Genomic DNA, 22,768 nt, shown 5'->3' on the forward strand with positions numbered 1-22,768 from the left:
GGTAGATGACGTGTGCGCAGGTGCGCACACGTCATCACTGAAAAGGAGGGTGGCGCGCCCGGCTCAGGGATGCCAGGGCTCGCCGGTCACCTGATGGTCCGCGTGGCTCAATGCCTCGGTGACCAGGCGGCGCAGATGGCCGTCGCGCATCGAATACACCATGCGGCGCCCGTCCTTACGGGCTTGCACGAGACCGGCGAGCCGCAGCTTGGCCAGATGCTGGCTGACGGCGGGCCGCGCCGCGTCACTGGCGGCGGCCAGCCCGGTCACGTCCGCCTCGCCGCCTGCGAGCACCCAGAGCAGGTGCAGGCGGGTCGGATCGGCGAGCAGCGCGAACACCGTCGTCGCGGTCTCCAACTGAGCTCTGCTCGGGCTGCGTTGGTGCCCATGATGGGCAGGTGAGGATGTGTCGCGCTCCGGCATGGCCTCATCGTAGGTCCGCGCGGGCCGCCGCGGGCGGGGGCCGGAGGCTTGACACGGGCAGACCTCTCAGTCGCCGCTGGTCAGCCGGTCGAGTTCCTCGGTGATCGCCGCCCGGAGAGCGTCGTGCCGGGACCCCAGAGCATGCCGTTCGTCCTGCCAGTTCTCTCGCGGATAGAGCCAGACCGGCTTGCGGACCAGGTCGGGCGGCTCCCACTCGAAGCGCGGCCACACATGCGCGTGCAGGAACCCGTCGGTGTTGCCGAGGATCTCCAGGTTCACCCTCCGGAACTCCGGGTCCAGGCTCCGGCATGCACGCTCGACCGCTTCACCGAGCACATCCATGTCGGACAGGAAAGCCGACCGCTTCACCTTTGGAAGGTCCGACAGGCGCTCCACATACGGATCGTCGACGAGCAGGACCGAGTACCCCGGCAGGAACTGTACGTCCCCCAGCGCGGCGAACCCCGCCCTCAACCGCCGCATCACTGCGGGGTTCTCGCCCGACAGGGCACTCCCGATGCGGTCCTCGCGCCAGTCGGTGCCGGTCATGAGGTCTCCGTCATGAGGTCTTCGTCATGAGATCTCAGACCCATCCGTCCGTCGGTTGTCGGGGCGGTGTTGGGCGATCAGCATGCTGGCCATCCGGCGGGCCCGGAGCGCCGCGTCGGTGTCCCCTTCCGCCGCCGAGATGATCGAGCCCTTCATCAGGATGTGCCAGGAGCGGGCGAACGAGTCCGCGTCGCACAGCCCCGCCTCTTCCGCCAGGCCGCACACGAGGGCTCGGATGTTCCGCAGGTAGCCGATGCTCGCCCGGCCCAGTGGGTGCTCGCCGCCCATCTCCAGCAGGACGTTGATGAACGTGCAGGCGTCGAAGTCGTCGCCGCGGAACCACTCGTCGAAGACGTCGAAGATCGCCAGCAGTCGTTCTTCGGGCGTGCCGCCACGGCTGCGGGCGCCCGCCATGACCTTCCCCAGGGTCCACTGCTTTTCACGACGGGCGAGGAACTCCAGCACGAGCGCGTCCTTCGACGGAAAGTGCCGGTAGAGCGTCGCCTTGGCGACGCCCGAACGTGCCACGACCTCCTCGATGCCTACATCACGGATGCCGCGTCGCGAGAAGAGCTCGTACGCGGTTCTCAATATCCGTTCGCGAGGCGTCAGTTGGTACGTCTCTGCCGGAGGGCCGCTGTCCATCACCGTCCAGAATAGCCCTGGACAGAGCCGCCGCCCGCTGCCATGGTCTAAGCACCGGCTCACGAGACAGACCGGTCTTTCTGTCCCAGCCGATCAGTGGCTCCACCGATCGTTGATCAGCGGATTTCGCACCCCAACCACCACCCCAGGGTCCCGGTGTACGCACCAACCGGCAGAGCGGCCGCCGCGGGAGCAACCGGCCGCTCGCCCACCACCGGGAACCGCCCGACGGGTGGGGCCTCGGGCTCCCTGGCGCACCCCTCCCACCAGGTGAGCGGCCCCACCCGCCGGATGTGCCCGGCCGCCTCCGACGTACGGGCCGCCACTCCTCGGCACTGAAACCGGCGTGAAACCGGCGTGCAACCGCGCTGAATGCGGCGTGCCGCAGTCTCCGCGTCCGCGAAAGGCGACACGCGGCAGCAGGGCCAAGTCGACGGTCACCCCTGCAGGTCAGCCCCGGCCCTCACTCCCCCGGTCGCGCGCTCGGAGTCTGTGCCGTGTGCTGTCGGGCCCCGGTATTCGGCGACGTCGAGACGGTTGCCGCCGCTTCCAGTTCCCGCTTCAAGTTGCTCAGCGTCCTGTCGATGTTCCCCACCTGGAACACCGCGAAGGGCTGCCCTCTCGTGGCGATCCGGTCGAAGGCGGCCGCCACGGAATCCGGCCAGGTGCGGCGGTCGTCCGTCCAGGTCTCGGTCACCCGCGTCGCCACTCCGCCCGGCACACCGTCCGTGTGCTCCTCCTCGAAGCGGTACTCCCACGTGGCGATGGGGGCGCGCAGGCGCGGGCGCTTCAGGCCGATCGCGTGCACGCGGAAGGCGAAGCGCCTGCCCGGGTCCGCGGCGGTCACCGTACAGCGGGTGGTCCAGCGGAACGCTCCGCGTTTGTTGTGGCCGTCGAAGACGAGGCCCACCCGGGCCGGTTCGTCCGCCCCCGGCACGGTCGCGCCGAGGTTCTCCGGGCTCCAGCGGCCCATCTGCGCGGGTCGGCTGACCTGCTCGTACACCGCCGACGGCGGCGCCTGGACCACGATGCTGCGGGACACGGTGAACGTGCGGGTCATGGGGAATGCTCCGTTCCTCGGCCCTTGACCCTACCCGTCAGTAGCTCGGACGGGAAGCGCTCGACCGTCGAGGGACGCGAGCGGTGGGCGTGCCGGTGCCGCCCGTTCCTTCGTCAGCGCTCTCGTGATCCTGCGCGCCAGGAGCGGGTCGGCAGGCAGCACGTGCGCGGCGAACCAGCGGGCGGCTCTCGGATCGGGGGACGGCTCGACGAACTCCGCGCCCGCGTAGTCGTCGAGGGGCGGATCGTAGAGGTACCCGGCGACGACACCGTGCCGCACCAGACGGTCCACCAAGGCGTTCCGGTCCTGGACGAGGAGCGGCACCCGGAACAGAGGCGGCGGGCCGCCGCCCGGCGGGCGGTCACGGAGCACCGCCGGGGAGGCCCAGCCGGTGCCCGACAGGAGCGCGGTGCCGGCCATGCGCCGGGTGAGGTCCTGCTCCAGCCGGGCCGCCCGCAGCGCCAACTGGACGCGGACCAGAGCCCCGTGGCGGGACCGGAAGCCGTGCAGGTCGACGCGTATCCACGGTTCGTACGCGGTGAGGCTCGGCGCCCGGGCCGCACAGCGCGCGAGGCGGGGCACGTGCAGGTCCATGCGGAAGTCGTCGCGCTCCAGCATTCCGAGGCGCTGGAGCGTTCGCCATACGGGGCGCACGAGATGGAGGCCGCGTACGGCCGAACGTGCCAGGGGGCGCAGCGTGGTGGCCAGGTCGTTGCGGAGACCGCGCGGCGTCAGGAGTTCGTCGCGCAGCTCTTCCAGTTCGTGGCGGGTGCGTACGTCCTCGACGGCGAGGAATCCGCCCGCTGCCGCCGCCACGTGCTTGGACAGGCTGAACGCCGCGGCCCGCCCGAAGGTCCCGACCGGCCGGCCGTCGACGTGGGTGCCGATCGCGTGGGCGGCGTCCTCGAAGAGCGGGATCCCCAACTGGTCGCAGCGGCGGCGCAGTTCGACGACACGGTCCGGCATTCCGTACAGGTTCGTGGTCAGGACGGCGTCCACGTTCCGCCACGTCTCCGCCGGCACGGCGGCCGGGTCGATGTTGCCGTCCCATACGGAGACCGGGGCCTGCACCGGGCGCAGCCCGGCCGCGAGGACCACGAAGAGGATCACGTCGTCGTTCACCGGCGACATCAGCACGCGCGCGCCGGGTCTGCACCAGTGCCGCAGCGCCAGATACAGCGCCAGCCGCGCCGAGGGCGTGTAGAGGCACGCGCGACCCAGTCGCCGCGTCATCACCGTGGAGAGCCGTGATCCGTACGGCATCCTCACCCCTTCCGGGTACGGAGTGTCCCGACGGTCCTGAGCAGCCGGTCGGCGGGCTCCCGCAGCCCGGGGTGGGCGAGGACCGTGTTGCGCAGCCCGCGCACCGGTCTGCGCCACAGCCGGTGGGCCGCCGCCACGGGGTGCGGGCGCGTCGCGAACCCCTCACCCACGCGCAGCTCGCGCGTCTTGAGCCAGTCCTTGTACTCCTTGTCGCCACGGCCCATGTCCATGAGCCGCACGCCGTCCCTGGCCGCGGACTCGGCCATCCGCAGATGCATCATCAGCCCGGGTGAGTAGTAGCCGAGTTCGGGGTCGTACGCGGTGAACCAGGCGGCGAACACCGTGCTGGACGTCGGCCCGAAGTGCGCGGCCACCGGCCGGTCACCCGCGTAGACGACGGACAGCACTCCGGTGAAGTGCTCCTCGCGGACCTGGAACAGGTCGTCCACCAGGTCGACGATCCACGCTCGCGCGAACCGGTCCATGCGGCCCGTCCTGCGGTACTGCGCCGACTTCCAGCGCATGAGCGTGCGCAGCACCTTCGGGTCGCGCTCGTCGTAGACGAACCGCATCTCGCCCATGTCGCGGCTCAGCCGGCGCTCCTTCTTCAGCGTCGTCCTGGCCAGGCCCGGGTAGGCACCGCGCAGCCACTCCGCGTAGCTCTCCTCCCCGGCCTTCAGGTCGAGGACGGGGGAGGCGAACGTCCCCGTCACGCAGCCGCCGAACGGCTTCTGCTCCTCGGCGAGATGGTCGAACTCGAAGACGGAGAGACCGCAGGCCCGCAGCAGTTCCTGGGTGTCCCAGGTGACTCCGGGGCGGTGCACGAGGGCCTGGCGGTCGGAGAGACCGAGACCGATGGCCCGGCCGACCCCGAAGGCGTTGCGTTCGTAGGGGAAGAAGCCGAGGGGCTCGCCCCGTTCGCGCAGGACCGCCACCTGCGCCCTCCCCCGGTGCCTGGCGATTGCGGCCGCGAACTCCGGTGCCAGGAACGGGTTCGCGTACTGGGGTGAGGCTTCCATCGTCCGATGCCAGGCCCCGCACAGCGAGGAGTCCAGTCCGTCGAGCCCGTGGACGGTGATGTCCATCTCAGGCCGACCGCCCTTTCGCGGCCTCGGCGGATGTGACGGTTCTCGACCCGGATCTGACGGAACTCATGGCTGACCGCTCCCCCGCTCCCCATCCCCTGCGAGGCTCAAAGGTCGCGAAACCGTACGCATGTGTCAAGAGCGCGGCACCCGAGACGAACCCGGCGACCCGCGTCGTCAGGCGGCGACCCGCATCGTCAGGCGGCGAAGCCGCATCGTCAGGCGGCGAAGCCGATGTTGGAGACGTACTCGTACTGCCCCCACTGGCTGCCGAGATCCACGATCTGGTCGACCCAGGCCGCGTCGAGCTCGGCGTCGTCGCCGGTGACCCAGGCGCCGACGATGCGGTCCCAGTGGCGGATGTTGAGCGTGCGGTACTCCACGGTGCGCTGGAGGGGGCGGGCCACCTGCGACTGATTGAGCGGGTGGATCTCCACGCGCGTGCCACGACCGGCTCGGTTGAGACGACCGAGCAGGTGCCGGGCGACGTTGGCGCGGCGCACGGTGCGGTAAGCGGTCTCGATCTGCTGGAGACTCTTGCGGCTGGGGGCCTGCCGCCCCTCGCGCCAGGCCTTGATGGTGCGCGCGGTGGCGGTCAGCCCGGCCGCACGCGCCGCCTTGAGGGCGTGACCGGTGCGGGTCAGGTAGTTCAGGCGGGCCATCAGGCCGCGGCGGGCGGTGATGGGGGTGGCGACGCCGCCGGCGAGCTGGTCGAGCCGACGGGCGACAGCCTCGTGGCCCTTGATGCCGTGCGCGCCGAACTTGCCGAACTCGATGTTGCGTTCCGGCATGAGGGGCCCTCCTTCCGCTTCGCATTTCTACAGGGTCGCCGTCCCACGTGCACGTTACGTGCTCCGGAGCGCGCCCCTCGCCTCACGCGGGGCACTAGGAACGCGTGGCCTTCCTGCACTCGTCCTTGGGGGACTTGCCCTGCCCGACCGGTGTGCTGCGGTCGTAGGGGTCGATTTCGGTACTGGCCTCGTCCGTCCGGCGGTCGGGGTCCGTGCCGAAAGGCGGGGTGAAGTAGCCCGTCGGGGCGCCGCAGCCGCCGTTGGTCATGTCGTACTTGTACGAGACGATCGAGAACGTGCCCGGCTCGGTGATCACCTTGTCGGGGTTGTCCCAGCTCAGGACCAGCTCGCGCCGGACGATCGTACGTACGATCTCGCCGTGGCCGTTCGCGTCCGCGGGAGTGACCGGGTAGACGAAGGTGACGTCGGCGGTGACCTGGAGTGCGCCGCGCCGGCCCTCCCGGTAGGTGAGCCTGCCCCGGGTCTTCACGACGTCGCCGACCAGGTGGGTGCGGGCGGGCCGGAAGCGGCTGAAGAGGAGGAGCGGGTCGCTCTTCTCGCTCGGGGTGCGGAAGGCGGTCTTCAGGAGGGCCTGGACGTCCTCCTGGTGCGGATTGATCAGCGCCATCGCGGCCTTGGGGCGTGCGCCCCGCAGCACGCCGCGGTCCAGGTCGGCGTCGACGAGGAAGTCCCGGCTGCGGGTGAGAGCCCGCTCGACCTCTGCCGCGCTCATCCAGCCGACCGCCCTGGCCTTCGGAACGGTGATCCCCGCCGCCCCGTCGGCCCACTTCGCCGCGGGTGAGCCGCGGAACGGCTGCTCCTCGGTGGGTCGTTGGTCCGCCGCTGCCGGTGGCGCCTGGCTCGGCCGGGAGGTCTCCGCCCCGAGCGTGGACGCGGCGTCGTCGTCGGCGAACAGGTCCCCTATGCGGCCCGGCGCGAGCGCCACCACCAGGAGCACCACCGAGGCCAGCAGCCCGAGCACGTACCAACCCGTACGCCGCTGGGGCCGCGCGGGCGCGGATGTGCGCCGGCCCTCCGGACCGCCACCGGACTCCGCACGCAAGCGCTTCGACACCTCACGGGCCCGCGCCGACGGTTCCTTGGGAGCGTCGGCGGCGCCCGCCACCGACTCGCGCAGGAACCGCTCCCACTCCTCGTCCGACCTGGACGAGCCGTCCGGCTCCGTACCCGCACCCATCTCCAACCCCCTGGTCAACGGCAGATCGCGGCCCACTCCCCTGGGACGCGCCCGAATAATGACACAGGGTGCCGACAGCGAGGCCGGACGGGTAGGTGGGTGGGGACGGACGAAGAGCGGATGGGCGCCGGGCGGTGAACCTCACGGGGGCACCCCCGCACGGGTGACTTGGGCCGGGCTACTCCCCCGTGAGGCAACGAAAGCCGCTAACAAGGCTTCATGATCAGCACGATGACGCACAGTCGCCGCACGCACGGGCCGCGCGGGCATCCTTGGACAGTGGCCGTGCCGCTGGGGCTGGCCGCCCTTCTGTACAACGCCTGGCTTCTCCAGGCCGTCGTCCCGGCGGGGCTCGACGCACGGCATTCCTACGTGAGCGAGCTGTACGCGGAAGACAGCCCGTACCGCTGGCTGTTCGGTGGGCTGGAGCTGAGCTGTGCCGTTCTCGTCGTCGCCGGTGCCGCTGCCGGTGGCGTGTCGGCCACCGGGGGCCGGATGGTCCGGGCGGGATGGTGGGCGCTGGCCGGTCTCGGCGTCTCGTCGGTGGCCGATGTGCTGATGCCGATGACGTGCGCGCCCTCGCTGGAGCCCGGCTGCCGTGCCGTACACCCCGCCCATACGCTCACCAGCGCTTCGGCGCACTTCTGCCTCTTCGCCTCCATGACCTTGATCATCTGGCGTGCGCGGCAGCGCGGATGTCCCGAGCTGATCGCCCGTTGGGGGCCCGCCCTCGGCGGCGCGGCCCTGGTCTCCTCCTTGTGCACCGTGGGGCCGCTGATCGGATACGGCGGATGGCACGGCGTCGCCCAGCGGTGTCATGTGCTGCTGGTCGGTGCGTGGCTGGCGATGCTCGCGTTCAGCGCGTGGGCGGCGCGGCCAGGGGCCGCAGCCGCAGCCGCAGCCGCAGCCGGGCACCCGTCCACGGGTCGGGGTTCGCGCGGCGGAGCGAGCCGCAGAGCACGGAACGGCCCGTCCGCGGCCCCCGGCTCTCCGCTGCCGCCGGACCTGCCGCCCGACCAGGCCGTGTGAGGAGCCTGCGTGGACGCGTCCGTCCTGTCCGCCGTGTTCGCGGTGCTGACCGCCCTCGCCAACGCCGCCGGCACCGTCCTGCAACGGGTGGCCGCCCGCACGGTGCCGCCCGGAGACGCCTTCAGCCCGCGCCTCGTGCGGTACCTGGTGCGCCATCGCGCCTGGCTGGCGGGCATCGCCGTCATCGTCGCGGCGGCGGCGTCGCAGGCGCTGGCCCTGGCCTTCGGCCCGCTTTCGCTCGTGCAGCCCCTCCTGGTCCTCGAGCTGCCCTTGGCCCTGGTCATCGCCCAGCTCTTCACCCGGACACCGATGCCGGCGGGCGGCTGGAGCGCGTGCTTCCTCACCACCGCAGGCCTGGCCGTCCTCCTCGGCGCGGCGGCGCCTGCCGAGGGCGGGCGCGATGTCTCCGGTGCCGGGTGGGCCGCCGCTCTTCTGGCCGTGGGCCTGGGTACGGGCGGATGCACCGCCATCGCCCTGGTACGCCCACGGGGCAAGGCACGTGCCGCCTTGTTCGGCACGGCGTCCGCGCTCGCCTACGCCCTCACCGCGACGCTGATGAACGCCGCCATCGGCACCTTCACCGACTCCGGGGCCCACGCGCTGGCCACCACGTGGCAGACCTACGGGTGCGTGGCGGCGGGCGCCTGCGCGTTGTTCCTGCTTGCCAACGCCATGGAGTCCGGCCCCCTGATCGCCTCCCAACCTGCCCTCACCCTGGGTGAGGCCGCCGCTAGCCTGGCCCTCGGAATCGCCCTCACCCATGACCGGCTGCGCGGCGGCTGGTGGATCGCGCCGCAGGTGGCGGGCGCGATCCTGGTGATCTGGGGCGTCGTCCTGCTCTCCGCCACGCGGTCGACCGAGCCGCTCGGCACGCGGAAGGACCGTTAGCTCCGGAGCGCTTCCGACGCAAAACCGACAAACTCCCCATCGAGCCCTGTCGACCTGCCGAACGACGGACTCCGGACCCCGGGCCCCGAACGCCGGACCACGGCCCGACAAACCACCCCTTGTTACACACCTGTGTCATCTCATGCTGCAACGGACCCCGGGTCCGCGCTGTCTAGCAGGTGGATTCCGATGAATCCGACCCGCGGACGAATGACGACAGGAGAAGGCGACAGTGGGGGACATACGCAGACGAGGAGCCGTGGCGCTGGGGATCACCATGCTGGTGGCCCCGCTCACGATGGCGCTCGGCACCGGAAGCGCGCAGGCCGCGTCGTGTTCGACGCAGACCGGGCCGTACCAGAAGCAGGTCGAGAAGTTCCTCGGTCGCCCGGTGGACGGCAAGCAGTCGGCGGCCGACTGCAAGGCCATCAAGGCCTTTCAGACCAAGCACAAGATCACCCCGAACGCCGGGTACGCGGGCAGCGTCACCTGGGGGGTCATGAACCTCATGAACAAACAGAAGGCGGTCGGCGACAACCCCAACAAGGCGGGCAAGTGCCCGACCGACAAGGGACGCATCGCCTGTGTCGACCTGACGCTCCAGCTCAGTTGGATCCAGGACGGCAAGGACCTCAAGTACGGCCCAGTGCCGGTGCGCACCGGCCGCAACGGCCACGAGACGCGCACGGGCCTGAAGAAGGTCTACTGGCGGGACATCGACCACGTGTCGAGCCTGTACCACGTGCCGATGCCGTACAGCCAGTTCTTCGACGGCGGCCAGGCCTTCCACTCGGTCGGCGTCAGCGTCTGGTCCCCGCCGGGCTCGCACGGCTGCGTCAACATGACGAAGAAGGACGCCGTGAAGTACTGGAACATGCTGCGCAAGGGCGACGACGTCTTCGTCTACGGCCGCAAGTCCGGTACCTGATCCGCGCCAGCCGCACTGTGACTGACGGGTCCGGCAACTACCTTCGGCGGCGAAGCCGGGGGCAGTTGCCGGACCCGCACCATTTCGCGCACCCCCCAGCAGGAAGGCCGCCCTGCCCTTATCGGACACCTCGGGAATGACTCACTCGAAGCGTCCATTTTCTACGTACGGGTAGAGATTTCCGGGGCAGTCGGTCTTGCCGGGGATCAGGTCCTTGTGACCGACGACCTTGCGGCCGGGCAGATTGGCACCGGCGTCGTCGTTGTTGCGCACCCAGTCACAGACGGTCTTGATCTCGTCGAGCATCTCCGGCGTCGGTTCGTCGTCGGCGCCTATGAGGCCGCAGATGGCATAGAGGTTCACGTTCGCCCAGTGCGTGCCGTTCGCGCCGGGTTGAATGCCGATGCCCCTGCCCACGAACGTGTAACCGTGGTGGCACACCAGGTAGTTGTACGCGATGTCCCAGTAGCGCTCTCCTCCTATCCAGGGCAGCGGATGCATGTGCTTGTGCTGGATCTGCAGTACCTGCGTGTAGCAGTTGTCGGCGAAGTCGGGAAGGTTGGGCCAGTCGAACAGCGAGTGATGGCCCCTCATCTTGTGGCCGCCACCTTCATGGTGGATGGCGATGCCGCCGTTCTGCGGGAAGAACTCGCTGCTTTCCTGGGCTGCCTTCTCGGCTCCCCACTCACCTCGCGTGACGAAGCGCGGAGTCCGCTTCTTCACTTCCGCGTCAGGCTTGGCAAGCCCTCGCTCGATCCACACGATCTTTTGTCTCTCGATGGCCTTCGGCGACCTGTCGTCGGGTAACCCAGACATTCGCGACCCTTTCTCCTCGGTGACCCTGCCGGGCGCCCCATGCTCCTCCTCCACTCCCCGGAGGCAGCCTCTACCGTTTGAGTAGTTTTCATGACGTGATGCAGAACCAGCCAGGGGCATCGAGGGGGAGCGCGAGCGCCTCGGCCTGCGCGAAGTCGCCCGGCACGGTGAAGACCAAGAAGTGGACAGAGATTGCGCGAACGGCAGACCGGCCGGTGTGAAACGGCTATTGGTGGACGTGGACAGGCTCGGTAGCGGCACGTGTATCTCCGGTCGTTCAAGCCGCCCTGGAATGCAGCTACCGACCCCGCTGACCTGACCGTACGGACGTTCGTGCAAGCTCTGTCCATGGCCAGCCGTGTTGCGCAGTACCTCGCCCATCTTGACCAGCTCTCCGGCGGGATCGAGCCCAGGTTCTTTCCGGTCGAGTCGACCAAGCCCGGTCTCCCCGGAGTGACGACCCTCGTGTACGACGACATGCCCGAGGGGCTGCTCACGGCGCTCACCTACGGTCTGTCCCTGGCCGAGCACCCGGACTGGCGCCACGGCACCCCCGAGCTCTGCCTCAGCGTGAACTCAGCCAATGTCATCTGGGCGCACGCCGTGGGCTATCTCGCCGAGCAGTTGCGCGGCAGCTGCCCCTTCTCCTACGGCAGCACCATCGACTTCAACGAACGCGTGGTCCCCGAGTCCGGCATGACAGCCTTCCTCGTCTTCGCACCCGCGGTACTCGACCGGGCGGACTACCTCGGCATCAACGTCGGGCCCCCGGGACACGAAGGCCACGACCTCATCAACCTCCAGGGGATGTACCCCATCCACGAGGCCGAACGGCAGTTCATCGACGAGCAGGGGCCCAAAGCCTTCTGGGATCTGGAATGGGACCCCTTCGACGTGCTGCGCTCACCGGCGATCTGACCGCAGAGCCCCCTTCGTGCGGGGTGCGGGGCAGGCGACGGGGTGGCGCTGGGCAAGGGCGCGTGGAGTCACCGAGCCGACCGGACCGGGCTGTCGTCGGCCGTTCGGTAGCCGAAGCGACGGGCCACCTCCGCGATGTCACCCGTACTGAACTTGCTGTGCAGGCTGGGGGTCATCCAGGTGTGCCACTCATTGGGCGTGCCGCTGCGCATGATGCGGGTCTTCTTCATGGGTGCGCGCTTGTCGTTGTCCGGGTGTTTCTCCTCGTGCGCTCGCATGCTCTCGAAGCTGCTTCGCTCAACGGCCCGTGTGAGCTCTGCCGCGCCGACCGCGATGCCGAGATCGGCGAGGCTCTTGCGCAGCGCGGGGACCGGGTCGGTTTTCAGGTCCTCGAAGGTTGTCACCGTGGTTCGCCGGAAGGTGCCACGAGCCTTGTCCCACGCGTCGTAGAAGTTCGTCCAGTCATCGAGTCGGCTGGCCCCGGTGGGACCCGGTTGCTCCAGCCATTCCTCGAAGGACCGTGCCCTGATGTCGAGGGGGTCCTTCGCGAAGTCGGTGCGGAACTTGTGCCAGGAGTAGAGGGAATCACGCGGGTCCCGGGTGAGGATCCACGCTCCGAGCAGGGGGCGGTGCGCGAGAAAGTCCGGTGTGAGGTGGGTCTTGACGAAGCGGGGCCAGCGCGCCCCCTCCCCCTCTGTTCCGCCCCGGACGTTGCGATCGGTGGCGGCCAGCCTGCTCCGGTAGTCGGCGTAGGCCCGCACCGGGCGGCTGGTTCCGTCGGAGCTCAGGGAGTCGATGTAAGGGTCTGCGTAGTTCAATCCCAGCTCCAGGAGAATGTTGCCCAGGAGCGACTGGCCGGAGCCTCCGATGCTGGCCACCGCGATGTCCTGGTCGCCGAGTTCGGCGATGTTGTCCTGGTAGAGAGCGCTGTAGCGGTCCTGGATTCCGTGCAGAAGGTAGTGGACTTTCTCGCTCATCACTCTTCCCTTTCCGGTTCCGGATTCCTGGCGGAGGGTTCAGTGGTCCGTAGTGCGCCGGCTTCGGTCATCGGTGCGGATTCCTGCTGCGGCCGGCTTCTCGACCGCCCCGTACCGTCTCCCAGAGCAAGGGCCAGCGCTCCGCCGAGGACGGCGATGACCGCCGCCACGATGAAGGCGAGCCGGTATCCGGACGCGAGTGCCGAGGCGTGATCCGGCGTTGTCACAGAGGCGGCGCGTGCCGCGGCGATGGTGCCGAGGCCCGCGATGGCGAGGGCGCCGGCAACGTACTTGGCGGTCTCGAACACGCCGTAGCCCACTCCCTTGTCGTGGGAGGGGAGGTCCTTTCCGGCGGCGACGTTGAAGGAAACCGCCCCTACTACGGTTCCCAGCCCCAGGATGATCAGGCTGGGCAGAATGTGCAGCAGGTAGGAGGATTCCGGTCCGGCCAGGGCCAGGAGTGCGAGGCCTGCCGCGCCGGTGAACTGAGCCCCGGCTGCGACCACCGTCCAGGGGTGGCCGCGGAGCAGCCGGTTGGCCAGGGGCGAGCCGAGCAGCACCACGACACCCAGCGGGCTGAAGGCCAGCCCCGCCGCCAGTGCGCTGTATCCGAGGGCCTGCTGGAGGAAGAGCAGCCCGATGAAGACGCTGCCCTGGTAGGCGAATTCGTTGGCCGGCATGGCGAGTACCGCGGTGCGAAAGGACGGCACACGAAGGATTCCGAGTCGCAGAAGGGGTTCGTCGGTCTTTCGCTCGTGCAGGAAGAACCCCGTGAACGCGGTGGCGGACAGCGTCAGGAGACCGAGGGTGTCGAGGGACAGGACGCCTGCGTGTTCGGTGTTGGTGATGGCGTAGACCAGCAGCATGAGGCCGACCATGGACAGAGCGACGCCTGGCAGGTCCAGGCGCCCGACCCTCGATGTCGAGGGTTGAGCGTCCAGCAGCCTGACCGCGGCCAGCGCGGCGAGCAGCGCGAGGGGCGCGGAGAGCAGGAAGACGTACCGCCAGCCCAGGCCCTGGGTGACCACACCGCCCAGGACGGCGCCGCCGGCCGCCCCGAGGCCGCCCGCTACCGCGACCGCGGCGAACAGTCGGTTGCGTTCGTCGGACGAGCGCCTGGCACTGATGATCGCGAATGAGGTGGGAACCGCGAGCGCGGCGCCCGCGCCTTGCAGCATCCGGCCCGCCAGCAGCAGCCACGGAGCCGGAGCCCCTCCCGCCAGCAGCAGGCCCACGGTGAAGAGTGCCAGGCCGGTCACGAGGACGGGGCGGCGTCCGTAGCGGTCACTGAGGCGGCCGCCCAGCAACAGCATGCCTCCCAGGGGGAGGGTGTAGGCCGTCATGACCCACTGGGTGCCTGCCTGGCCGAGGTCGAAGCTGCGCTGCACCGCCGGCAGGGCCACGGTGACGACCAGGCCGTCGAAGACGACGAGGAAGTTGGTCGTGGTGAGCAGCGCGGTGAGCAGGAGCGCCCGATGACGGTGCGCTCGCTCGGGGATCCGAGAGCCAGTCATGATCCTCAATCTGCCCGGATACGGGCGGCGCCTATCAAGGTCACGCGTACGTCGAGCCGGTGACGCGAGGTCAGGCGGAAGCCCGCCGGGCCGCCCAGGCACGGGTGAGATAGGTCGTCTTCACCGTTTCGGCGTCCCCGATGCGCTCGCGCGCGTACCCGAGGAACTGTTCGAACTTCTCCTCCCCGAGCTGCACACGTACGTCATTGACCGAGCGCCACACCCCGATGTAATGCTCCACGGACTGCTCTACTTCGTGGCGCCCTTCCAAGAGGATCACGTCATCGAATTCGGGGCTGGCAGCAAGTCGGTCGGAAAGTTCGTCCATGAGTCCCTGCCGGGCGGAGGAGACTCGTTTCATGTCCGGCTTCAGCCTGCCCAGTTCTGCCTCGATGTCCGTCAGCAGTGGGCTTGCCTGGATATATCGCGGGTTCCACAGGGCGACGAACCAACCGCCGGGTCGTAGTACCCGGCTGAATTCTTTCGTTCCCTTGTCGAAGTTCACCCAGTGAAATGAGGAGGCCATGGTCACGAGATCCGCCGATTGCGGGGGAAGACCAGTGTCCTCGCCGCTCCCCGCACGCCACGTGATGTCGTGGCGGGCCGAGTCCCTTGCTCCTGTGGCCCGCATCGTGTCGTTGGGGTCGACGGCGGTAACCGTTCGAAATCCCGCTTCGGCGAGGGTGCGGCTCCAGATTCCGGTACCGGCCCCCACATCGACCGCGTCGCACTTCTCCGCCGCCCCGCCCAGAAGACCGATGAGCGCGGAGACGACCGATGGCGCGTAGCCTTCCCGGTATTTGGAGTAGTCCTCTGCCAGACTCGTGAAGTCGCCGTGCTTGAGTGTCGTGGTCATAGGGAGGCCTTTCTACGTCGGACGTTCTACGTCGGAGGGTCGAAGGCGATAGACCTTCGCTCGCGATGGCGGAGTCACCGGCAGGTGGACTCCTCCACGCATGCCGCCAGGATGCGCGAGGCGGCGGCCCCCGGATCCACGTCGGAGAAGTTGGCGATCTGCAGGTCGGGCTTCACGGGAAACTCAGGCTTGACGCCTATCCCGACGATCTCCTTGTCATCCGCCTGGCCATAGACCCCCTTACTGTCCCTTCTCTTCAGCTCCTCCAGCGGAACATCGAGAAACACCTCAAGGTATTGATCGATGTTCTTCCTGTTCCACTCGTGAACCTCGTGGAAGAGAGAGATGGTCGAGCAGATGACGAACTGCCCCTGATCGGCCAGCATTCGACTGAACCGGGCATAGGTGTAGGCCATTTTTCGCCTGCTCTCGCGATCGAATGACCTGGTTTCCCCGACGGCCTCCCGCACTATGTTGCCGTCCAGGAGGACCGGCTTGACGCCAAGGCCGCGCAACCGATCGGACAGAACGTTGGATACCGTCGTCTTGCCCGACTCCGCAAGGCCGGTTATCCAGACAACGCCACCTTCGCGCACAATCGGCGAACAAGGGAGAGAGTCGTCGGACACAGAAATTTTGTCGACAGTGGTCATGAGGTCGCCCTCCGGAACGAGAGACTGCCGGAACTGACGGATTTGGGAGAAGGTCCGCGATTCGACGGGCGCCTAAAGGGTCGGCCCGAAATCCTCCGTGAACTCCCCATGAACACTAAGGAAATGACGTAGCGGCGTCAACAAATGAGTCAATGACGGCACGGGCTACGCAATTCGCTTACCCCGCCATTCCCTGGCGACGCAACCTCAACAGGACGGGGCCGCTTTGTACCGCCCACAACCAGCCGGAAAGGGCAGAGCGCTAAGTAAGCACTTATGGCCGCCCAAATCCTCCCAAAGTAGCCTTGCGGAAGGTGTCATACGTGGGCCCACTGCGGCTTATGTGGCGTGTGTCACATTGCGTGAGGGGTGTGATTACGCCATCGGGCACGGCTGCATGGCGACACCGGGCCGCCGACACCGGTCCGCCGACACCGATCCGGGTGCGGTCGCGGAGCCGCGTTCACGCGTTCACGCGTTCAGACAGCGGCTACCGCCGTTCCCACTGCTCCATGGCGATCTCGTACCGTACGCCTCCGAACTCGGCGCCCTCGATCATCTCCATGTCGGGAGGAGTGGGGATGGTTTCCGCGAGCGTCATTCCGAGCTTCTCCATGACGTTGCGCGAACCACTGTTCACCGTCATCGTCTCGGCCCAGACCATGCGCGCGCCGCGCCCCGTGAATGCCTTGTCCAGCAAGGCCCGCGAGCCCTCCGTGGCGTACCCCTTGCCCCAGGCGGCCCGGCGCAGCCGGTAGCCGAGCTCGACCTCGTCCAAGGGGCCCTCCCGCTCGGGACGGAGGATGAACCAGCCGATGAACGCGCCCCCGTCCTTCTCGTGCGCGGCGAAAACACCGAGGTCGCCGCCCCACCTCTCGTAGCCCGCGAGGATGCGCGGCAGGTGGCGCTCGCGGATGAGTTCCGGCGGGGTCGGACTGCCACCGGACAGGTAGCGCATGACCGCCGGGTCACTGTCCAGCTCGATCAGCAGGTCCGCGTCGCCGGCGGTGAAGTGGCGCAGGGTCAGGCGGTCGGTCTCCAGGTAGGTCTCCACAAGTCGATCATGCCTGAGCCGGGTTGGACGGCCCAACCGATTTCTCGGCTACGCCGAGCCGAGGCCGTACTCGTCCTTGACCTTCACCTCGGTGACCGACCGGCCCTCCGGGAAGACCTTCCGCCAGTCGCCGATCACATGGAGCTCGTCGGTGCCCATCGCGCGGACGACGGTGAGCCCTTCGTCGTACGCCTTGTATGCCTTCATCCAGAGGTTGGCGAAGGCCTGCGAGCGGATGAGGTGCATCCAGTCCGGGCGGTTGAGCTCACGGTTGTAGTTCGACTCCCCCATCGTGGAGACGAACTTGGAGTACATCGCCTTCACGTACTCCAGCGTCACCTCGTCGTCCTCGGCGATCGCCCGGTCGCGGGCGTCCTTCAGGGCGATGCGGAACTTTTCGAGAAGTCCCTCGGTCGCGCCGGAGGTGTACGACTCGTGGATCCGGGGCGGGTCGCACAGCCCGTACTTCGGCGACGAGAGGCGCAGGAGCAGGCGCAGGGTGGGCTCGGTGATCCACAGAGGGCCCGGTTCGTCGCGGTTGCCGATCGGGTTCGGCAGGACGCCCTCGTGGTCCCAGGCGGGCGGCGTGACGAGGTGGACGCCTGCGCGGCGACGGTCGTGGTCGAAGCCGGTGGAGTGCTCCAGCCGGCCGATGGGGAGGTGGGTCTTGAGCGCGGAGAGATAGGCGCCGTTGACGTCGAGGGCCGTCACCTCGTGGGCGCCGGGCGGGAGTTCGGGCCGGGTCCACTTGGGCCGGGCCTCCCAGATCTGGTCCGCGCCGCGCGCGGTCTGCTTGCGCAGGATGTCCGGGATCCAGGGGTGCGCCACGATGTCGTACCGACCGCCCTTGCGGGTCTCGTCCAGCAGGGCCATCGCGTCCGGGATGGCGCGCTTGACCAGGGCCGCCGTGGCGGCTTCCACGTCTCCCGCGTGGGCGGCGAGCGCCTCCTTCACGGCTTGCCCGATCGCGTCCGGCACCTCGGCGGCGGTCTGCGTCCTGCGACCTGCGGGGAGGAGTTTCACCGCGTCCGCCCGGCGGGCGGGTGCGGGAGCCTGAGCGGTGGGGGTCCGGGTTGCGGAGGGTGGGGCTGGTGATGGCTCCGTCGTAGCGCCGGTACCGCATTCGGCCGAGTCCAAGTGTTGCGGGAAGCCCTCGACCTGGTGGGTGGCGGGTCGGCCGCACAGGACGCACGGTTCGGGGCGGGACAGGCGCTCGGCAGTGCTGTCGGCCGTGTCGTCGGCTGTGCTGTCGGCCGTGCTGTCGGACGCGTTGTCCTCCGGGGACTTCGCCGTCGCCGTCGCCGGTACGGTTTCGCCCGCGAGGTCGGCCACAGGCCCGGGGGCGGGTTCGGGCTCGGGCTCGGGCTCGGGCTGCGGGGCGAGCCTGGTGCGGGCCGAGTCGAGGAAGTACGCGTACTTCTCGCGAATGCCGCCGGTGGGTTCGCGGCCTGATTCCCAGCCGCCCACGGTGTTCGGGCGCACCCCGATCGCGCGCGCCACCTGCGCCTGCGACAGGCTCAATGCCTCACGCAGCCTGCGGCGTTCCTCGGCGGGCGGCAGCTCCACCTCCGGGCCCGAGGCGGCCAGCAGCGCGTCGATCGCGTCGAAGTCACTCACCGTCGGGCCTCCTTCGCCGAAGCCTGAGGGGTCCGAGCAGTCGAGGTGACCGGGGCAGCCGGGGAGGTCGGTGCAGCGGTCGCGGCACGGCGCCTCGGGACCGTACGGCGACGGTCCGCGGGCAGCGCCTCGCACGCGCGGGTGGGACCGGCCAGCAGGTCCAGCACATCGATGCCGTAGTGCGCGGCGATCACGTCGCAGTCGTCCAGGCCCCAGGCGGCGGTGCCGGACTGACGGCGTGACACCTGTGTCTGGTCGACGCCCAGGACGGCGGCGAGACCTGCCTGCGTGTCGCCGGTGGCCTGCATCAGCGCGGCCACCGCGGCACGCAGTCGCTCCACGGAAGACATCCCCATGGCCTCAGCCTATCCAATGAGGCAGCGGTATCCGCACGTGGCTCGCGGATATCGCATGACTGTTGAGTGTGGTGCATCTCGGGGTGGTTCCAAAGATGCTCCCGGCTCCCGGCTCCCAAGGCGTTACGAGACGCTCCGCGGGTGCGGAAGCGCGGGCGTCGGCCCGGCCACGTTCGATCACTCCCTCGCGGTGCCGTTCCGCCAGACGAAGACCTCGGTGCTCGGAACGCGTTCGGAGAACCGGCCCGACGCGGAGGCATCCCGCAGCAGCCCGCGCAGGTCGGCCTCGAAGCGGGCGCGCTGGGTGCCGAACAGGTGCGGGGCCGAGCTCGACAGGGAGAAGACACCCGCGACGATGTCGTCGGCCGAGCGCACCAGGGGCTGTCCGCCGGGGACGACATAGCGGTGCGGTCCCGTGAAGCCCGCCCGGGCGTAGACCGCCGTCTCGCCGCCCGGGGTGCCCTGCGGCAGCACGCCCTGGCCGGCCCTGCGGACCGGCCCCAAGTACTGCCTGACCAGGTCCGCCACGGCCTCGTGGGGTGGCGTGGGGTGCGGGAGCCTGCCCATGCCCTGGTCCGCGCGTTGGTCCGCAGTCCGGCCCGCCCTCTTCAGGTCCGAGATGTGCACCAGGGCCCCGCCGGGGCGGAGCATGCCCTTGACGGTCGCGGCCACCACGTCGCGGTCCATCCAGTGGAAGGACTGGGCGAACACCGCGACGGTGAACGTGCCGAGCCCCGCGGGCAGTTCCTCCGCTCGCACCCGCACCCATCGGGCCCGAGCGGCCACACCCCGCGCGGCGGCCTCGCGCCCCGCCTCGGCGATCATTCCGGGGTCCGGGTCCACGCCCACCACCTCGCCGAACAGCGGGGCCAGGGTGAGCGCGAGGGTTCCCGGACCGCAGCCGACGTCGATGAGCCGCCCGCGTCCGTCGAGGTCCAGTACCTCTGCGAGAAGTTCCGCGAGGCCGGGGGCGTAGGGCAGCCTGCCGCGCGCGTAATAGGGGGCGGATCCCGCGAACAGCGTGTCGTCCCACTCCCAGCCGCCCACCATGCCCGCTCGCCGCCTCTCGCCGGATCCGCGTCAACCGTACGCGGGCGGGGTCCCCGCCTCCGGTAATCTGGATCTTTTCCCGCGGAGGAGTTGCATCAGTGGAGTTCCGGCTGCTTGGAGCGGTTTCCGTCGCCACTGAGGTGGGGGTGCTGCCGCTCGGTCCCGCCAAACGGCGCAGCCTGCTCGCCGCCCTGCTGCTCAGGCCCAATCACCCGGTGCCGGTGGAACAGTTGACGGACGCGCTGTGGGACCACGAGCCGCCCGCGCGGGCCCGCGGTGTCATCCAGGGCCATGTCTCGCGGCTCCGGGTCCTGCTCGCCGGTGCGGAGGCCGACATGTTCGGCGTCGAACTGCTCACGCAGGGCACGGCGTACGTCCTGCGGATGCCGGAATCGCTCCTCGACGCCCACCGTTTCGAGGAACTCGTGACGCTGGCCCGCAGTCAGCGCGCGCCCGCCGACGCCGTGGCGATGTACCAAGAGGCGCTGTCCCTGTGGCAGGGGCCCGCGCTGACCGGCGCGTATCCCAGTCAGCCCCTGCAGGCGGCCGCCCAGGCCCTGGAGGAACTGCGCCTCGCCTCCGTGGAGTCGCTGGCCACGGCGTACTCGGCGATGGGCGAGCACCCGCGGGCCGCGGCCGTGCTGCGGGCGGAGGCGAGCGTCCACCCGCTGCGCGAATCGCTGTCCGCCGCGCTCGTACGGGAACTCCATCGGGCCGGACGCCGTTCGGAGGCGCTCGACTGGTTCCACCGCACGCGACGGCTGCTCGCCGACGAGTTGGGGGTCGACCCCGGCAGGGAACTGGCCGACGCGTACGCGGTCGTGCTCCGCGGGGAGGACGACAGGCACGACGCGGTGCGAAGACCGGGCTCGGTCTCGCACGCGCCGTCACACCTGCCGTCACGCCTGCCGTCGCACCCGTCAGAGGCTTCGCCCACGGCCCTCGCGTCCACTTCAGCCGGTTCCACCGCAGCGGGCCCCACTGCTACCGGTCCCACCGCAGCGGACCCCACTGCTGCCGGTCCCCAGGCCGCCGTTCCCGCTTCTGGCGTCTCCGCTCCTCCCTCCTCCGGCGTGGTGTCGGCGCCGGGCGCGGCCCCAGTTCCAATAGCTGTCCCCGTCCCCGACCCCGTCCCCTTCCCCTCTCCCTCCCCAGTCTCCGGCCTCCCCGTCTCCCCTCCCCCGGGGCTGATCGACCTGCTGCCACGCATGCCGCGCGGGTTCCACGGGCGCTCCGGGGAACTCACCGCGCTGTCCCGCGCCGCCGCGGGCGAAGCGCCCGTCTGTCTGGTCACCGGGCCCGCGGGCGTCGGCAAGACCGCCCTGGTGGCGCACTGGGCCCACCGCAACCGCGACCAGTTCCCCGGCGGGCTGCTCTACGCCGACCTGCGCGGGTTCAGCGACACGGGCGAGCCCGCCCACCTCGAAGTGCTGCGGGAGTTCCTGCTGGCGCTGGGTGTGGCGCCGCGCAGGATCCCGGAGTCGGCCGGCGCCGCCTCCGCGCTGTTCCGTTCCCTGTGCGCCGAGCGCGAGCTCCTCGTCGTACTCGACAACGCCCGCGCGTCCGAGCAGGTCAGAGAGCTGCTGCCGGGCGGGGCGCAGTGCGTCACCGTGGTCACGAGCCGGTACCGGCTGCGTGGCCTCATCGCGTCCGACGCCGCCCGCCCCGTCCCCGTGGACGTCCTCGAAGCGGACGACAGCACCGCACTGCTCGCCGCTGTGCTCGGTAAGGAGCGGGTACTGGCGGAGGAGGTGGCCGCCCGGCGCCTCGCGACGTTGTGCGGCGGGCTGCCGCTCGCGCTGCGGGTGGCCGCCGCGCGCCTCGCGGACCAGCCGGACTGGTCCTTGAGCGCGATGGGCGACGAACTGTCCGACGAGTCACGCCGGTTGAGCCTTCTGAACGTGGAGGACACGGGTGTACGGGCCGCGCTGCGGCTGACGGTGCGCCGACTGTCCGAGGACGCCGCGCACCACTTCGCCCACCTCGGGCAGCACCCGGGCACGCACGTCGACCGGTACGCGGCCGCGGCCCTCGCGGGCACGGATCCGGAGTCGGCCGAGGCAGCCCTCGACGAGCTCGCCGCGGCGCACCTGGTCATCCGGACCGCACCGGACCGCTGGACCCTGCACGACCTCGTACGGCTGTACGCGCGCGGCCTCGACGCAGGTCCCGACACCCTGGCGCGGGGGCTCGACCACAGCGTCGCGACGGCGCTCGCCGCGGCGGACGCCGCCGAACCCGGCGACGAGTCGTGCTTCTCACTGCCCCCCGACTTCCATCAGCCGCGGGCGACAAGGGAGTTCACCGACCGCGAGCAGGCCATGGACTGGTACGCGGCCGAGCGCGACGACCTGACGCTGGCCGCGGCCGCCGCGCACGCCGCCGGGCTGCACGCCAGGACCTGGCGGATCGTCCTCGCGCAGTGGCCGCAGATCGTGTGGCGGGTGCGGGACGACTGGACTCCCCTGCTGCGCACGGCACTTGAGGCGGCGCGGGCCGACGGTGACGCGCGCGCCGAGTCACGGGTCCTCGCCCTGCTCGGGTGGGTGCTGACGGAGGAGGGGCGCACCGGGGAGGCCCTGGCCCATCTGGAGGCCGCGCCCGTGCTCGCCGCCCGGGCCGATGACACCCGCGGCGAGGCGACCGCGTTGATCAACCTGTCGTTGGCGCAGTCGGAACTCGGCAGCCCCGAGGAGGCCGCCGAGGGGTGCGCGCTCGCGGCGGAGCTGGCGCACAGCGTCGGCGACCGGAACACCGAGCGCCTGGCGCTGTACCACCTCGCCCGGCACCGCCTCGACGCGGGCGAGTGGCAGCCTGCGTTCGAGACGGCGGTCGCGGCGCTCGACCTGGACAGCCCTTCGGAGGCCTCGACCGCGGCCAGGGTGCTGCTGCGCACCGTGATCGGGGAGGCGCTCCTGGGCATGGGCGACGAGGCCGAGGGCATCCGGCGGCTGGAGGCCGCGGCGCGTGAGGCGGAGGCCTGCGGCTACGACGACGGCGCTGTCCGCGCGCTCGGGGCGCTGTTGCGGGTGTCGGCGGACGCGGGGCTGCAGGCGCGGTACGACATGGCGATGGTGCGGCTGATGGCTCGTACGTGA

22 protein-coding genes are annotated in these 22,768 nt (G+C 70.0%); 5 read left to right on the plus strand and 17 right to left on the minus strand.

What is annotated here, in order from left to right:
• Positions 1-63 precede the first annotated feature (63 nt).
• The 8 genes from ACZ69I_RS09700 to ACZ69I_RS09735 form a co-directional block, all read right to left on the minus strand.
• Complete coding sequence (locus ACZ69I_RS09700) at positions 64-423, minus strand: ArsR/SmtB family transcription factor (protein WP_467677924.1); 360 nt, start codon at positions 421-423, stop codon at positions 64-66.
• Between the two features lie 66 nt (positions 424-489).
• Positions 490-972, minus strand: coding sequence for a diadenosine tetraphosphate hydrolase (locus tag ACZ69I_RS09705; protein WP_470831273.1), 483 nt, complete (start codon positions 970-972; stop codon positions 490-492).
• 24 nt (positions 973-996) lie between these two features.
• Positions 997-1,617 carry a TetR/AcrR family transcriptional regulator gene (locus tag ACZ69I_RS09710; RefSeq protein ID WP_470831274.1) on the minus strand — a complete coding sequence of 207 codons (621 nt, stop codon included), beginning with the start codon at positions 1,615-1,617 and terminating at the stop codon, positions 997-999.
• A 463-nt stretch (positions 1,618-2,080) separates the two neighbouring features.
• The gene (locus tag ACZ69I_RS09715) at positions 2,081-2,677 is read right to left on the minus strand and encodes an SRPBCC family protein (RefSeq protein ID WP_470831276.1); all 597 of its coding nucleotides are present in this window, start codon (positions 2,675-2,677) and stop codon (positions 2,081-2,083) included.
• A 30-nt stretch (positions 2,678-2,707) separates the two neighbouring features.
• Complete coding sequence (locus ACZ69I_RS09720; RefSeq protein WP_470831277.1) at positions 2,708-3,940, minus strand: DegT/DnrJ/EryC1/StrS family aminotransferase; 1,233 nt, start codon at positions 3,938-3,940, stop codon at positions 2,708-2,710.
• Positions 3,941-3,942: 2 nt separating this feature from the next.
• Positions 3,943-5,025, minus strand: a complete 1,083-nt coding sequence (locus ACZ69I_RS09725; RefSeq protein WP_470831279.1) for a GNAT family N-acetyltransferase — start codon at positions 5,023-5,025, stop codon at positions 3,943-3,945.
• A gap of 218 nt (positions 5,026-5,243) precedes the next feature.
• On the minus strand, positions 5,244-5,816 hold the full coding sequence (locus ACZ69I_RS09730) for a transcriptional regulator (protein ID WP_470831281.1): 573 nt from the start codon (positions 5,814-5,816) through the stop codon (positions 5,244-5,246).
• A gap of 94 nt (positions 5,817-5,910) precedes the next feature.
• Positions 5,911-7,014, minus strand: a complete 1,104-nt coding sequence (locus ACZ69I_RS09735) for a hypothetical protein (RefSeq protein ID WP_470831283.1) — start codon at positions 7,012-7,014, stop codon at positions 5,911-5,913.
• Between the two features lie 219 nt (positions 7,015-7,233).
• On the opposite strand from ACZ69I_RS09735, the gene ACZ69I_RS09740 reads away from it, so the two are divergent.
• From ACZ69I_RS09740 to ACZ69I_RS09750, 3 genes are all read left to right on the plus strand, one after another.
• Entirely contained in the window at positions 7,234-8,043 is an 810-nt protein-coding gene (locus tag ACZ69I_RS09740; RefSeq protein ID WP_470831285.1) for a DUF998 domain-containing protein, read from the plus strand.
• Positions 8,044-8,052: 9 nt separating this feature from the next.
• Positions 8,053-8,931 (plus strand): DMT family transporter, encoded by an 879-nt coding sequence (locus ACZ69I_RS09745; RefSeq protein ID WP_470831286.1) that lies wholly within the window; start codon positions 8,053-8,055, stop codon positions 8,929-8,931.
• Positions 8,932-9,163: 232 nt separating this feature from the next.
• Positions 9,164-9,859 carry a L,D-transpeptidase family protein gene (locus ACZ69I_RS09750; RefSeq protein ID WP_470831287.1) on the plus strand — a complete coding sequence of 232 codons (696 nt, stop codon included), beginning with the start codon at positions 9,164-9,166 and terminating at the stop codon, positions 9,857-9,859.
• Between the two features lie 141 nt (positions 9,860-10,000).
• Here ACZ69I_RS09750 and ACZ69I_RS09755 read toward each other — a convergent pair whose 3' ends face one another.
• Positions 10,001-10,729, minus strand: a complete 729-nt coding sequence (locus ACZ69I_RS09755) for a peptidoglycan recognition protein family protein (protein WP_470831289.1) — start codon at positions 10,727-10,729, stop codon at positions 10,001-10,003.
• Positions 10,730-11,023: 294 nt separating this feature from the next.
• Between ACZ69I_RS09755 and ACZ69I_RS09760 the strand changes: the two genes are divergently transcribed.
• The gene (locus ACZ69I_RS09760; protein WP_470831290.1) at positions 11,024-11,593 is read left to right on the plus strand and encodes a suppressor of fused domain protein; all 570 of its coding nucleotides are present in this window, start codon (positions 11,024-11,026) and stop codon (positions 11,591-11,593) included.
• 68 nt (positions 11,594-11,661) lie between these two features.
• Here the strand turns inward: ACZ69I_RS09760 and ACZ69I_RS09765 are convergent, their stop codons facing one another.
• From ACZ69I_RS09765 to ACZ69I_RS09800, 8 genes are all read right to left on the minus strand, one after another.
• Entirely contained in the window at positions 11,662-12,570 is a 909-nt protein-coding gene (locus ACZ69I_RS09765; RefSeq protein WP_470831292.1) for a sulfotransferase domain-containing protein, read from the minus strand.
• Positions 12,570-14,084 carry an MFS transporter gene (locus ACZ69I_RS09770; RefSeq protein WP_470831293.1) on the minus strand — a complete coding sequence of 505 codons (1,515 nt, stop codon included), beginning with the start codon at positions 14,082-14,084 and terminating at the stop codon, positions 12,570-12,572. The genes ACZ69I_RS09765 and ACZ69I_RS09770 overlap by 1 nt, the downstream gene beginning before the upstream one ends.
• A gap of 70 nt (positions 14,085-14,154) precedes the next feature.
• The gene (locus tag ACZ69I_RS09775; RefSeq protein ID WP_470831295.1) at positions 14,155-14,940 is read right to left on the minus strand and encodes a class I SAM-dependent methyltransferase; all 786 of its coding nucleotides are present in this window, start codon (positions 14,938-14,940) and stop codon (positions 14,155-14,157) included.
• A 74-nt stretch (positions 14,941-15,014) separates the two neighbouring features.
• Entirely contained in the window at positions 15,015-15,593 is a 579-nt protein-coding gene (locus ACZ69I_RS09780) for an adenylyl-sulfate kinase (protein WP_470831297.1), read from the minus strand.
• Between the two features lie 490 nt (positions 15,594-16,083).
• Complete coding sequence (locus ACZ69I_RS09785) at positions 16,084-16,647, minus strand: GNAT family N-acetyltransferase (protein WP_470831299.1); 564 nt, start codon at positions 16,645-16,647, stop codon at positions 16,084-16,086.
• A gap of 48 nt (positions 16,648-16,695) precedes the next feature.
• Positions 16,696-18,264, minus strand: coding sequence for a helix-turn-helix domain-containing protein (locus tag ACZ69I_RS09790; RefSeq protein ID WP_470831300.1), 1,569 nt, complete (start codon positions 18,262-18,264; stop codon positions 16,696-16,698).
• Entirely contained in the window at positions 18,261-18,620 is a 360-nt protein-coding gene (locus ACZ69I_RS09795; RefSeq protein WP_470831301.1) for a helix-turn-helix domain-containing protein, read from the minus strand. The genes ACZ69I_RS09790 and ACZ69I_RS09795 overlap by 4 nt, the downstream gene beginning before the upstream one ends.
• Before the next feature lie 177 nt (positions 18,621-18,797).
• Positions 18,798-19,670 (minus strand): class I SAM-dependent methyltransferase, encoded by an 873-nt coding sequence (locus ACZ69I_RS09800; RefSeq protein ID WP_470831302.1) that lies wholly within the window; start codon positions 19,668-19,670, stop codon positions 18,798-18,800.
• 98 nt (positions 19,671-19,768) lie between these two features.
• Here ACZ69I_RS09800 and ACZ69I_RS09805 point away from each other — a divergent pair, with 98 nt between their 5' ends.
• Positions 19,769-22,768: an AfsR/SARP family transcriptional regulator gene (locus ACZ69I_RS09805; protein ID WP_470831303.1), complete on the plus strand. Its 3,000-nt coding sequence runs from the start codon at positions 19,769-19,771 to the stop codon at positions 22,766-22,768.

The sequence above is a fragment of the Streptomyces sp. NPDC036815 genome (genome assembly GCF_055609205.1).